The 13,374-nt window shown below is 26.0% G+C and carries 19 protein-coding genes; 17 read left to right on the top strand and 2 right to left on the bottom strand.

Annotation, left to right across the window (positions count from 1 at the left end):
* Positions 1–57: 57 nt before the first annotated feature.
* From Q0W06_RS03055 to Q0W06_RS03015, 9 genes are all read left to right on the top strand, one after another.
* Positions 58–1,107, top strand: coding sequence for a M42 family peptidase (locus Q0W06_RS03055; RefSeq protein ID WP_297631244.1), 1,050 nt, complete (start codon positions 58–60; stop codon positions 1,105–1,107).
* A 17-nt stretch (positions 1,108–1,124) separates the two neighbouring features.
* The gene (locus tag Q0W06_RS03050) at positions 1,125–2,162 is read left to right on the top strand and encodes a M42 family metallopeptidase (RefSeq protein WP_297631242.1); all 1,038 of its coding nucleotides are present in this window, start codon (positions 1,125–1,127) and stop codon (positions 2,160–2,162) included.
* A gap of 278 nt (positions 2,163–2,440) precedes the next feature.
* Positions 2,441–3,091: a Crp/Fnr family transcriptional regulator gene (locus Q0W06_RS03045; protein ID WP_297631241.1), complete on the top strand. Its 651-nt coding sequence runs from the start codon at positions 2,441–2,443 to the stop codon at positions 3,089–3,091.
* A gap of 141 nt (positions 3,092–3,232) precedes the next feature.
* Complete coding sequence (locus Q0W06_RS03040) at positions 3,233–3,430, top strand: 4Fe-4S binding protein (protein WP_297631239.1); 198 nt, start codon at positions 3,233–3,235, stop codon at positions 3,428–3,430.
* A gap of 10 nt (positions 3,431–3,440) precedes the next feature.
* On the top strand, positions 3,441–4,013 hold the full coding sequence (locus Q0W06_RS03035) for a 4Fe-4S binding protein (RefSeq protein ID WP_297631237.1): 573 nt from the start codon (positions 3,441–3,443) through the stop codon (positions 4,011–4,013).
* A 162-nt stretch (positions 4,014–4,175) separates the two neighbouring features.
* A complete protein-coding gene (locus Q0W06_RS03030; RefSeq protein WP_297631235.1) occupies positions 4,176–5,393 on the top strand; it encodes a hypothetical protein in 1,218 nt (405 codons plus the stop codon).
* A 110-nt stretch (positions 5,394–5,503) separates the two neighbouring features.
* A complete protein-coding gene (locus Q0W06_RS03025) occupies positions 5,504–6,121 on the top strand; it encodes a DUF3267 domain-containing protein (protein WP_297631233.1) in 618 nt (205 codons plus the stop codon).
* Positions 6,122–6,231: 110 nt separating this feature from the next.
* Positions 6,232–7,068, top strand: a complete 837-nt coding sequence (locus Q0W06_RS03020) for a penicillin-binding transpeptidase domain-containing protein (protein ID WP_297631231.1) — start codon at positions 6,232–6,234, stop codon at positions 7,066–7,068.
* A gap of 441 nt (positions 7,069–7,509) precedes the next feature.
* Complete coding sequence (locus Q0W06_RS03015) at positions 7,510–7,836, top strand: hypothetical protein (RefSeq protein WP_297631228.1); 327 nt, start codon at positions 7,510–7,512, stop codon at positions 7,834–7,836.
* A gap of 48 nt (positions 7,837–7,884) precedes the next feature.
* On the opposite strand, the gene Q0W06_RS03010 is transcribed toward Q0W06_RS03015, so the two are convergent.
* A complete protein-coding gene (locus tag Q0W06_RS03010) occupies positions 7,885–8,106 on the bottom strand; it encodes a hypothetical protein (protein WP_297631225.1) in 222 nt (73 codons plus the stop codon).
* A gap of 38 nt (positions 8,107–8,144) precedes the next feature.
* Positions 8,145–8,609 carry a hypothetical protein gene (locus tag Q0W06_RS03005; protein WP_297631222.1) on the bottom strand — a complete coding sequence of 155 codons (465 nt, stop codon included), beginning with the start codon at positions 8,607–8,609 and terminating at the stop codon, positions 8,145–8,147.
* 238 nt (positions 8,610–8,847) lie between these two features.
* Between Q0W06_RS03005 and eno the strand changes: the two genes are divergently transcribed.
* The 8 genes from eno to Q0W06_RS02965 all read left to right on the top strand — a co-directional run bounded on the left by eno (position 8,848) and on the right by Q0W06_RS02965 (position 13,333).
* On the top strand, positions 8,848–10,140 hold the full coding sequence (gene eno / locus Q0W06_RS03000; protein WP_297631219.1) for a phosphopyruvate hydratase: 1,293 nt from the start codon (positions 8,848–8,850) through the stop codon (positions 10,138–10,140).
* Between the two features lie 181 nt (positions 10,141–10,321).
* Entirely contained in the window at positions 10,322–10,873 is a 552-nt protein-coding gene (locus Q0W06_RS02995; protein WP_297631216.1) for a phosphatase PAP2 family protein, read from the top strand.
* Positions 10,874–10,917: 44 nt separating this feature from the next.
* Entirely contained in the window at positions 10,918–11,286 is a 369-nt protein-coding gene (locus Q0W06_RS02990; protein WP_297631213.1) for a hypothetical protein, read from the top strand.
* A 63-nt stretch (positions 11,287–11,349) separates the two neighbouring features.
* Positions 11,350–11,547 (top strand): DUF378 domain-containing protein, encoded by a 198-nt coding sequence (locus Q0W06_RS02985; RefSeq protein ID WP_297631210.1) that lies wholly within the window; start codon positions 11,350–11,352, stop codon positions 11,545–11,547.
* A 115-nt stretch (positions 11,548–11,662) separates the two neighbouring features.
* Positions 11,663–12,109, top strand: coding sequence for a GNAT family N-acetyltransferase (locus Q0W06_RS02980; RefSeq protein WP_297631208.1), 447 nt, complete (start codon positions 11,663–11,665; stop codon positions 12,107–12,109).
* A 166-nt stretch (positions 12,110–12,275) separates the two neighbouring features.
* Positions 12,276–12,605, top strand: coding sequence for a hypothetical protein (locus Q0W06_RS02975; protein WP_297631206.1), 330 nt, complete (start codon positions 12,276–12,278; stop codon positions 12,603–12,605).
* A gap of 19 nt (positions 12,606–12,624) precedes the next feature.
* The gene (locus Q0W06_RS02970; RefSeq protein WP_297631204.1) at positions 12,625–13,065 is read left to right on the top strand and encodes a GNAT family N-acetyltransferase; all 441 of its coding nucleotides are present in this window, start codon (positions 12,625–12,627) and stop codon (positions 13,063–13,065) included.
* Between the two features lie 25 nt (positions 13,066–13,090).
* Complete coding sequence (locus tag Q0W06_RS02965; RefSeq protein ID WP_297631201.1) at positions 13,091–13,333, top strand: hypothetical protein; 243 nt, start codon at positions 13,091–13,093, stop codon at positions 13,331–13,333.
* Positions 13,334–13,374 lie beyond the last annotated feature (41 nt).

The raw sequence follows: 13,374 nt of genomic DNA, 5'->3' as shown, positions 1-13,374 counted from the left end.
TATAGTGAGGCTGTATTTAATGCAGCCTCAATTATTATATAAGGGAGATGAGATTTTATGTTGGATAAAGTTACTTTAGATTTAATGGAAAGTTTAACTTGTGAAATTGGTGTAGCAGGAAATGAAGAGAGGATTTCTAAATTACTTAGTGAATATTATAAAGATTTTTGTGATGAAATAATTTTTGATAATTTAGGTTCTATTTTTGCAGTTAAAAGAAGCAAGAAAGAAAATGCTAAAAAAGTTATGATTTGTGCTCATATGGATGAAATAGGTTTTATAGTTAAGGAAATAAAGAAAGATGGGATTATAAAACTTTTACCGTTAGGAAGCTTTGAAATAAATGAAACTATAAATAGTAGAGCAATAGTTTTTAATGAAATTGGAGACAGAATTGAAGGGGTTATTTCTCCTATAAATAAAGATAAAAAGGCGGATAAGGATAATATAGGATTAGATATTGGAGCTGAATCTAAGGAAGAAGTTTTAAATTCTAAGATAGATATTGGAAGTGAGATAGTTTTAAAAGGTGAGTTTTCTATGCTTTTAAATGGAAAGAAAATAGTATCTAAAGCATGGGATAACAGATTTGGATGTATTCTTGGTGTGGAAGTTTTAAGAGAACTTAAAAATGTAGAATTAGATTTTCATCTTTTTGTAGGAGGTAGTGTTCAAAATCATGTAGGACTTAGAGGGAGCATAACTTCAACTAATTTAATAAAACCAGATTTAGCCATAGTAACTGATTGTTTAGAAGCTAGAGAAAAAGATGAAGAAGGAAAGCTTGGAGAAGGACTTTTAGTAAGTTTTTATGATAAATCAATGATGCCAAATAAAACTCTTTTAAAATATCTTATAAATATTTGTGAAGAAAAGAATATAAGTTATCAGCATTATTATTCTTTAGATGAAAGTGATGGTGGATGGATACATAAATTATTGGATGGTTGTCCAACGTTAAAGTTATGTATTCCAGCTAGAAATATAAAATCCTGTAGTTCTATGATTGATAGGAGAGACTATGTTTCTTCAAAGAGAGCTTTAGTAGAAATGTTAAAAGACTTGAAGGAAGAAAAAATAGAACTATTTAAAATGGAAAATAGATAGGAAAGGAGGAAGAACTTTTGGAATTTGATATAAATATATTAAAGGAATTAAGTAATGCAGATGGGATATCTGGTTATGAAAAAGAAGTTAGCAGAGTAACTAAAGATTATTTTGAAAAATATACAGATGAAATAATCTATGATAATTTAGGATCTATAATAGGTATAAAAAAAGGAAAAGAAAATGGAAAGAAAATAATGATATCAGCTCATATGGATGAGGTTGGATTTATTGTTAGAGGAATAACTGAAGAAGGATATATAAAGCTTCTTCCAATTGGTGGCTGGTGGGGACATGTTATGCCAGCTCAAATGATGAGAATAACTACAGATAGTGGAGAAAAAATTAAAGGTGTAGTTATATCAAAAGCACCTCATGGAATGAGCAAGGAAGAAAAAGAAAAGGTAATAGAACCTAAAAATCTATATATAGATTTAGGCGTAGATAATAGAGAAGAAGTTTTAAATTTAGGAATTAAAATAGGTGATATGATAACTCCAGATGTAGATTTCTCTGTTATGAATAATAAAAATTACTTTTTAGGAAAAGCCTTTGATGATAGAGTTGGTTTAGGAATTATAATTGATATATTGAAGATGTTAGAAAATGAAAAAATAGATAGTGAAGTTTATGGAGTTGGTTCTGTTCAAGAAGAGGTTGGAATAAGAGGAGCAAGAACAGCAACTAACTTAATAAAGCCAGATTTAGCAATAGCAATAGATGTAACTAAATCACTAGATACACCTTTTGAAGAAAAGGGTATAGGTATTGGAGAAGGTGTAAATATAACAATGGCAGATGCTTTAACTATGGGAAATAAAGAAATGATTAAAAAGATGAAGGATATTTGCGGAGAACTTAGTTTAGATTTTAATATAGATTGTATGATGGATGGTGGAACGGATGCCTGTAATATCCATAAAACAGGAGTAGGAGTAAAGGCTATGACAATATCCATTCCAACAAGATATATGCATTCACCGAGACTTATAATTCATAAAAAGGATTATGTAGATACAGTTAGATTATTAGTAGAATTTATAAAAAAAATTTAATAATACAAAAAGTAGCATCAAAGAAGCTTAAACTAATCTTTATTTATAGGAAAGTTTAAAAGATATTTGATGCTGTTTTTTTATGGAAAATAAGAAATTATCTGTTTTAGTTTATGTAATACTTATAATATTTTGGGGATGAATAGTTTTATAGAAAAAAGGAATTAAGGGACTTATTTTAAGTCAGTTTTAGATTTTATAAATAATAAGAGATATGATAATATTAAGTAAATGAAAGGGAAGAATAGTATTTATAAATGAGATGATAAGGTGAAAATATGTTAAATAATTTAGAAATTACTTTTTTAGAGGAAAATATTCTTTTTTATAAGAAGTTAAGTGAAGAGGAAAAATTAAAATTTAATGAAAATGCATATAAAGAAATTATTACTGAAAAATATTCGCCTAGTGTATTTGAAAAGGAATGCAGAGGGTTAGTTATTGTAGTAAAAGGTGAGTTAAGGGCTTTTTTAAATTCTACAGAAGGAAAAGAAATAACATTATATAAATTATTGCAAGGAGATGCTTGTATTTTTACAGCTTCGTGTATATTTAATAATATAAATTTTAATATAAGTATTGAAGTGACTGAAGAAGCAGAAATTATAGTTCTTCCAAGTAAATATGTAGGATATTTTCAAAAGAGTAATGGGGAGTTCCAAAAATATTTACTTCATTTAACTCAATGGAGAATGTCAGAAGTTATGTGGCTTATGGAACAAATATTATTTACAAGCTTTGATAAAAGATTAAAGGAATATTTATTAGAATTTAATTCTAAATCTATAAAGATAACACATAATGCCATAGCAAAAGATCTAGGAACCGCAAGAGAAGTAGTATCTCGTATGCTTAAGCATTTTGAAAATAAAGGAATGATAAGGATATTTAGAGGTGGAATAGAAATTATAGATTTAAATAAAGAATAAATGAGGGCTATTTAAATAGCCCTCATTTATTTTGGAAAAATATAATGGATACTCGTTTGTGACTTTGTCACTGTAAAAAATGAAATTTTAGTGTAAATTAAGAACATAAAGTGAATGAAGAAAATATTAAGGGGGATATAGATGAATAAAAATATAATACGTAAAAAAGCATATGTTGATACAAAATATTGTGTAGCTTGTGGAGTGTGCCAAAAAAACTGTCCAGTTAGAGCAATAAGTGTAGCTAATGGAATTTATGCAGAGATAAATAAGGATAAATGTGTTGGATGTTCTAAATGTGCTAAAATGTGTCCAGCATCAACTATTGAGATAAAATAGGGGGAAAGAAATGAAAAAAACAAAAAAGAAATGGTATGAATACCTTTGGATTGCGACGATTATATATTTTACATTAGGTTTGTTTAATATACTATTTGCTTGGTTAGGATTATTATGTTTTTCTATTCCATTAATAATAAGTTTTACTAAAAAGAATAAAGCATACTGTAATAGTTACCGTGGACGAGGACAATTATTAGAAAATTTAGGAAGAAAATTTTCAAGAAATAAACCTATGCCTAAATTTTTAAAAACAAAAGTATTTAGATATGGCTTTTTAATATTCTTTTTAATAATGTTTGTAAATATGATATATATTACTAAGCTTGTTTTTGCAGGAGAAAATGAATTGAAAGAAGTTCTTACTCTTATGTGGACATTTAAAGTTCCGTGGAAAATTGTGGATTTAAGTAATGTAACTCCGTGGATTGCACAATTTGCATTTGGGTTTTATAGTATGATGATAACATCAACTATATTAGGAGTTGTTACAATGGTATTATATAAACCTAAATCATGGTGTGTTTATTGTCCAATGGGGACTATGACACAAGGAATATGTCTAATTAAAAGCAAATTATAAAAGATAGTGAGGTTATTATACTTCACTATCTTTAGTATGTAAGGATAGAAATTAAATTTCAAAAGGAAGGAGTTACTCTTTATTAAAGAAAAAAATATGATATAATTTAAGAAGTTTAATGTAAAAAAAGGAAGATTTACTCTGTAAATGGAGGAAGACTAGATGGATAATAATGCAAAAGAGGAAAATATAATAAAATATACATATGGGTATGATAATGGATTTAAAATATATAAATCTTTTATAGAAAATAAAAAGGTGAAAAAAAAAGAATCTTTAACTTTTAAGATTCACGAAATAGATGGACAAAAAATATTAACGCATACTATTGGAGAAGAAAATTTAGAATATTTAAATAGAAATAAGGGTGAGTTTTTTAAAGAGTTTAATATTGCAGATTTTAAAACTTTTAAAGAAGATTTGTATATAATTTGTACTAAGCTTAAAATTAATCCAAACTATGGAGACTTAATGGAAGAAATTATAGATGAATCAAATGTTGAGCACTCTTTTGAAGTTTTAAATTGTTTATTTTCATCAAAATTATTTGAAATTATGATAGAGGAAAAACTAGGATATTTAGTAAAAGAGAATTTTTTAAGTAATATGAAAAAAATTGAAAATAATCTTTGCGTAAATAAAGCTGGGAAAAGTTTAGCAGAAATTTGGAATATGAATAAAAACACAATAAAATATTTTGCTGAAAATAAAGTGAGTTTATCTAAAATAATAGATTCTAAAAATTTTATGGAAACAAGAGGTGTATATGATTTTGAAAAAGTAATATTACAGCTTGGATTAAATATAGATTATATAAATAAAATAAAAGAACTTCTAGATGATAATTATGAAGTAGATATGTTTGCAAGATATATAGAAGATATACATAAAAATGAAGGATTACCTAAAGATATAGTATTAGTGTTTATAGCAGATATAAAAAAAATAAGTGAGGAACTTGGAATAACATTTGAATCTTATATGGAAAATTTAAGAGATAAGCACGATATAATGGTTGAAAAATATATGCAAGAAAAAGAAGAAAAATATAATAGTATATTAAAAGAAAGTGGAAAAAACATAAAAATAAAACAAGTAGATCATAAATATAGTTGTACACTTCTTAAAGAAATAGATGAAAATCTTGATGAAGATGATAGAACATGGATTTTAAACTATATAGAAAGAATGACGAAAGAAAAAATAGTTATTGCGGAACTTATAAAAAGAGAAGAAGAAAAAATATTTGCTATATTAGCTATAAAAGGAAATAAGATAATAGATATAAAAAGATTTTATAATAAAGAGACAAGAAAAGATTTAAATAAATATATACATGATTTAGGAAAAAGAAATGGCTGGAATAGTAGGATGCTATAAAATTTTCTGAAAATAAAAACTCTTATAGTTTTAGACGATAGCTATAGGAGTTTTATTTTAAAGAGAAATGATAGACTAAAATTAAGATTTTTAAAGAGGGGGACTTTAAAATGAAATATATAAAGAAAATACCAGTTGCTGATAAAGAAACGAAAAGAATATTAATGGCTGAGGGATGGATAAAACTAAAAGAACCAACTAATCTAAAAATAGCAACTTTGTTATCAATACCTTTTATGATTATAAATACTATTATTTTTATAGGAATTACAATAGTTATATATCCATTGAGTGAAGAATTTTTAAATATTATTAGTGATTTTAAAATCACTTTAAATATAAATTTTACAGTGATAGTATACATTAGCAGTATTATTCTGTTTACTATAATACATGAATTTATTCATGCTTGTTTTATACCAAATTTTTTGAAATCAAATAAAACATATTGGGGAATTAATAGAGGATTTGGATTTGTATATACTACTGAAAAGATTAAAAGGTGGAGATATATAATTATTTCTATTATGCCATTTATTATATTATCAATTATATTTCCGATACTAGTAAATAGATTGGGGATATTAAATAAATTTATATTATTTTTATGCTTGGTAAATGCAATGGGATCATCTGTTGATTCTTTGAATATATGGATTATATTAAGGAGAGTTCCAAAAGGTGCTACAATAATAAATAATGGATTTGAAACATATTACAGAAAATAAAAATTTATTTTTAAAAGTAGAGAAGAAGAAAATTTACAACAAATAGTATACATAATATGGATAATATGGTAAGTTAATAAGGAAAAAAGAGAAGGTTTATAGGGGGAAAAATGAAAAGAATATTAGTAGTATTAGGGCTTATAGTAAGTTTATCTCTAGTTGCTTGTGGGAAAGAAACTAAAGAAACTGCTATAAAGAAAAATGAGGATATAGTAAAAGAAGAAATTATAAAAAAAGAAGTTGACTATAAAGAAAATTTTAAAGGAATAAATGGAAGTGCAGTATTTTTTACACCAGAAGAAAATATGTATAATATCTACAATAAAGAATTAAGTGAAAAGGAAATATCACCATATTCAACATTTAAAATACTTACATCACTAATGGGGTTATCTAAAGATGTAGTTAAAACACCAGATACGAAGCTTGGGTATGATGGGACTATTCATTGGAGAGAACAATGGAATAGAGATATTCCTTTTAAGGAAGCCTTTAGAGAGTCCTGCGTTTGGTATTACGAAAAGATAGTAGATTCTTTAGATAAAGAGTATGTACAAAAAATATTAAATGAATTAGATTATGGAAATAAAGATATTAGTGCTTGGAATGAAAATGGACATAATACATTTTGGATATCCTCATCTTTAAAGATTTCGGCAATGGAACATGTAGAAGTATTAAGTAAAATCTTTGAGGAAAAAACTTCTTTTGAAGAAAAAGATATAGAAATGGTAAAAGATTTTATGTTAGTTAAAACTGAAGAAAATTATAAAGTATATGGAAAAACAGGAAGTGGGAGTAAGAAGAATTCTTGGTTTACAGGCTTTTTTGAAAAAGATGAGAAAAAAACATACTTTGCTGTAGTTTTAGATGATGATAGTAAAGAAGTTTCGGGTGCAATAGCAAAAGAAATAGTTTTTGATATTATAGCTAGAAATTTTAAGTAATTAAGATATAAAGAAATATTAACTTATATAATATAGATAGCATAAAAAAATTGAAAAAAGTGAAGTTCAAAGTATCTTTAACTAAATGTATAATAAAAAAGAGTTCAAAGAAAAATAAAGTATTAAAGAAGAAAAGTAAAAAATAATAGAAAAATAAAATGAAAAGTTGTGAATAAGAAAAGAATAAGATATTATGAACAAGGTAATTTAAGAAATAGGGGGCTAATAAATATAAGATAAAGTAATAATTGGGGACGGAATAATATTACTTTTTATATTTTAGAAATTAAGTGAAACTAACAAGAAATTGTTAGTTTTATTTTTTTTGAGAAAAATAATTAATGAAATGAAAGAAATTTCTAATAGAAGATGGATTTTAATAATAGATTATCATATAATAAACATATAAAAATATGTCGTTGAAAGGCTAAGGAGAAAAATATGAATACATATACTATAAACTTTTATTTACAAGAAGAATCACACGGATGTGGATGTGAAGGACATGATCACGAACGTGAGCATGAACACGAACATGAACATGAAGTTCGTGACGATTATGAAGTAGTAGGAACTATTAAAACTTTTGGAGCATGGGCAAATATTATGCCAGATAGTTATTTAGTTAAAAGTGAACTTAAAGCTGAAGAAATGAAAGAGAAGATTATGGAACACTTAAAACCAAATGATATACTTCTTATTACAAAAGTTGATGGAAAAGATAGTGCATCCTCAATAGATCAAGCTATTGAATGGATAAATAGATAATAAAAAGGGACCTAAGAAATTTTCTTAGGTCCTTTTGCATGCTTATTTTTATCCTCTATGTTTAGCCATTATATTTTTAACTTCTTCTATGCATTCTGGTTTTAATAATCCAAGCATTTGTGGAATAAAGCGCATCATATATTCTTGATTAAAAGTTCCTTCATCTTGTTTTGTGAAACTTTCATTTAATAATTCTTTTGCTTTTTCTTTATTTTCAGGTGTAACTCTTTCCATTATAAAGTGAAAAAATCTTCCTTGACCATTATTCATTACAATAATCTCCTTTAATATATGTTATTTTTATAATCTTAAGTTTTCATTTTAAATTCATGTCCGCAACGCTTACAGGTAACTATTATTTTATTTTTACCTTTTGGTAATTTTAATTTTTGTCCACATTTAGGACAAGACACTATTTTAAAATTTTTATTTGCTTCTTTTTCACGAGCCTTTTGGGCTTTACGCATATTTTTTTGAGCCTTATAAATACTGTAAGCTTGTTTAATATAAGGAATACTATCAAAGTTTATAGCAGGTACATTATAAGGTAGTTGCTTGTTAAATCTCTTTAAAAATTTATTTACAAAAGTAATAAACTTATTATTTTCTTCTATTCTTTTAGATTTGTTTCGAGAAAAAGCTCTAAAAATAATTAAAAGAAGTAGAGCTAAGCCAAAATAATAGGTGTAGCGAGTAAGATTTAAAAGACTGCTTACAAATAATAAGAATACAGATAAAATATCTATTCCATAACGACCATATAAAAATTTCATTTAATCGCCTCCATCCTTGAGTATATTTTACCATATTTTTTAATAAAGTTAACAGAAAATATAAAAGATTGTATAGTTAAGTGCTTTAAAAACGAAAAATTGCAAGAAAAAAATAAATATTCTGGAAAAATAATCATTATTCGTTATAAATGATTGTAATTATCAATTAGAGGATGTATAATAAAGATAGATAAAAGAAAAACTATTTAGATATAGTTAATTTAAGGAGGATTTAATAATGAAACAATTTGCAGAAATAGTAGAAATAAGAGCAAGAGAGATATTAGATTCAAGAGCATTTCCAACTGTTGAGGTAGAAGTTATCTTAGAGGATGGAACAATGGGAAGAGCAGGAGTACCATCAGGAGCATCTACAGGAATGTATGAAGCTGTTGAGCTTAGAGATGGTGATAAAGATAGATACGATGGAAAAGGTGTTTTAAATGCCGTTAAAAATGTTAATGAGATAATAGCTGATGAACTTATAGGGTTAAATGCATTAGATCAAACATTTATAGATAAAGAATTAATAAGAATAGATGGAACAGAAAATAAAGGAAAACTTGGAGCAAATGCTATTTTAGGTGTTTCTTTAGCAGTAGCAAAGGCAGCAGCAGCATTTTTAGGATTACCTTTATATCAATATGTAGGTGGAGTAAATGCAAAAGTATTACCTGTACCTATGATGAACATTATAAATGGTGGTGAACATGCTGATAACTCAATTGATTTACAAGAGTTTATGATAATGCCAGTTGGAGCTAAAAGTTTTAGTGAAGCATTAAGAATGTGTTCAACTGTATATCACGCATTAAAGAAAACTTTAAATGAAGAAGGTTATTCAACAGGAGTTGGAGATGAGGGCGGATTTGCACCAAACTTAAAATCTAATGAAGAAGCTATAGAGGTTATAATAGAAGCTATTAAAAGAGCTGGATTTGAACCAGGAAAAGATATGTTTATAGCACTTGACCCAGCATCATCAGAATTCTTCCAAGATGGAAAATATATATTAAAACATGAAGGAAAAACACTATCACCTAAAGAAATGGTAGACTTTTACGAAAACTTAGTAAATAAATATCCAATTATATCAATTGAAGATGGTATGGCAGAAGAAGATTATGAAGGATGGAAAATCATGACTGAAAGATTAGGAAAGAAAATTCAGTTAGTTGGAGATGATCTTTTTGTTACAAATACCCAAAGATTGAAAATGGGAATAGATAAAGGAATTGCAAATTCAATTCTTATAAAATTAAATCAAATAGGAACACTAACAGAAACTTTAAATGCTATAGAAATGGCAAATAGAGCAGGATATACAGCAATTATTTCTCACAGATCAGGAGAAACTGAAGATACTACTATAGCAGATTTAGTTGTAGCAGTTAATGCAGGACAAATAAAAACAGGAGCTCCAGGAAGATCAGAAAGAGTTGCTAAATATAATCAACTTTTAAGAATCGAAGAAGAACTTGAAGATGTTGCAGAATTCAGAGGAAGAGATGCATTCTTTAGTTTAAAATAAAGAATTTAGATTATTAAAAACATAAATTAAAAGAAATATCAGATATTTATAATAAAATATCTGATATTTTTCTTTTTAGATATTAAAAAGATAGAATAAATAATGCGTATTTACTAATTTATAGCAAGATGGTAAAATTAGTACTACTTAATTAATAAAAATGGTAAAAAGGAGAAGTGATATGGAAGGATTAATTCATTTTGAGTTGGAAATTTTAAATGGAATACAAAATATATTTTCTTCGGAGATAGGAAATTACTTTTGGAGCTTTATAACGCACTTAGGAGATATGGGAATTATATGGATTATATTTACTATATGTCTTTTAATATATCCTAAAACGAGAAAAATAGGCGTGATTTGTGCTATATCATTAATGTGTAGTTTTATAATAACAAATTTATTTTTAAAAAATATGTTTGAAAGAATAAGGCCTTTTAATTATACAAATATACAATTATTAATAAAGAAACCGCTAGATTATTCATTTCCATCAGGACATACATCGATATCTTTTGCATTTGTATTTGTAGTTATAAAAGAAAAATTAAAAATAAAGAAAATAAATTTATATATACCAGCACTTATATTAGGAATACTTATAGCTTTTTCAAGACTATATTTATATGTGCATTTTCCAACAGATATTTTAGGTGGAATTTTAGTTGGATATGTATGTAGTATTATTGCTTTTAAAATATCGAAGATATTATTTAAAAAAATTAATATATAGTTAGATAAGAGTAAAATAAATAAAAAGGAGGGGAAAAAAGGGACATGGATAGAAATTTAGTTTTAAAACTTTTAGGGAAAAGAGACATTGTAATATTAGAGGATATAGTTGTAGAAATTATAAACATATTAGATGTTTTCCGAGGAAATATAATAAAAGAAAATAAAATAGAAGATATTAATAATCTTCAAAATTTGGTGAAAAGATTAGAAGAAATGGAATTCTTAGTAGTTAATATAAAGGAATCTTTAGAAAAGGTTCAAGGATATACTAATAGCAAAGCATATTTACAAAAATATATTAATGAAATAGAAGAAAATACTAGAAATTTAATTAAAGCAATAGAAGAAGAGAATAAAGAAAACTTTATTTTATATACTAATATATTAATGGATTTAGTTTTAAAATATTAATTAGGAATAAAATTTAAAAATGGAGAGAAAATAAGACTATCTTAATGAAAGGTGGTTTTAAATATGAAAGGCTTAGATATTATAGCATTACTTTTAATTATAGTTGGAGCAGTAAATTGGGGTCTTATAGGATTCTTTGGCTTTAATTTAGTTGAAGCTATATTTGGAGTAGGAATGATAGCTGCCATTGTATACGTATTGGTAGGGATTAGTGGATTATATTCAATATCATTCTTTGCAAGAAATAGAAGAAGAGCTTAAAATCAGGCAAAAAAGTAGAGAAGAGTATGAGAGCAATTTCATACTCTTTTTGATGTACAGGAAAATATTTAATAGTATAATAGAAAGTAATTGATTTAGTAGGAGGAATTATTATATGGTGAAAATTGAAAAATTAAATAATATTAATGATAAAGAGATGAAAGAAATATTAGATACATGGGAATCTTCAGTGAGAGGAACACATGATTTTTTAACTGAGGAAGATATAATATCTATAAAACTTCATGTAAAAGAAGGAGCAAATTATGTTAATGAATTTTTATGTATAAGAGATGAGCAAAATATTATAAAAGCTTTTATGGGAATAAATGATTCAAAAATTGAAATGCTATTTGTAAGCAATGAAAATAGAGGAAATGGTAATGGAAAAAGACTTGTGGAATATGCAATAAAAAAATTAAATGTAATTTATGTAGATGTAAATGAGCAAAATCCGCAAGCATTGGGTTTTTATGAGCATATGGGGTTTGAGGTGTTTAAAAGATCTGAGTGTGATGAACAAGGTAATCAATTTCCTATACTATATATGAAATTAAAGTAATAAAATAAACCTTAGATAAATAAAAAAAATATTTTAATTGGAGACCTAAAGGTCTCTTTTTTTTATATAAAACTTCAGTTTTAATAGTTCAAATGTAAAATTTAGAATATAATAAAACATATAAAAGGTAAAAAAAGGTAATTTTGAACGATGTAAGGGGGCAGGGATGACTTGTTTAGAGTGTAAATCAAAGTTTAAATTTGTAGATAGATTAAAATCTATGAATAGAAAAAAAGGAAAAATACAATGTGAAAATTGTAAAACTATATTTGTGATAAAAGGAAACTCTGGAAGAATAGTAAGTTCAGTAGTAACTGGTGTAATGGTAGCAATACTTTCAGTTCTAGGAGTACCATTAGTAGAGGGAGACTCAGAAAATAAAATATTAGGTGCATTAATGATAGCGGGAATAGTAATTATTATAGTATTTATTTACTATTTTATAGCACAGAATTGGTTGAAGTATGAAAAATTAAATGAGGATTTAGAAAAATAAAAATTATAGGAGTGATAATATGTTTTTTGATGTTAAAGATTTAAAAGAAAAGGAAATATTTTTAAAGATTACGAAAACTTGTGAAGCAGAACCGGAAAAGAGATATTTTCCGGCTTATCATTTTGATATCTGTTTGTTAGATGGAACATCTATTGGGCATTGTGATTTAAGAATTGGACACAATGAAAAAACATACATTGGTGGAAATATTGGATATGGAATAGATGAGCAATATCGTGGACATCATTACGCTGCTAAAGCTTGTCAATTGTTATTTAAACAAGCAAAAAAACATGATATGAATTATTTGATTATTACTTGTGTTACGGAAAATATTGCATCATCACGAACTTGTGAGATAGCAGGAGGAAAATTTTTAGAAATAGTAAATATTCCAGAAGATAATGAAATGTATATAGAGGGTAAAAGACAAGTTAAAATATTTAGATTTAATTTTTGAGAAAACACAGAAATAGGAGAAGTTTATGAGAAATAGGAGAATTAGATGGATTTCATTAGGTGTGATAGCTTCAATATTTATATTAATAGGGTATGGCAATACACAAAAAATTAAAGATGTAGAAAAGAATAATGAGTATGTATTAGAAGTTAAAAATGGTAAGAGATTTTTTAAATCAGAAGTGTCTCCAAAATCAAAAGCTGAAGAAATTATACTTGATAGGTTTAAAATTGAAATAAATGATGAGTATGATATGGTGTTAGTATAAAAAGGTGGACAGATTTAATCGAACTAAATAAAACAGTATTT

Source organism: uncultured Clostridium sp. (assembly GCF_947072515.1).
In the GTDB taxonomy this organism is placed as follows: Bacteria; Bacillota; Clostridia; order Clostridiales; family Clostridiaceae; genus Clostridium.
Note: the sequence above shows the minus strand (reverse complement) of the source record. Positions and strands in the feature narration are given on the sequence as shown.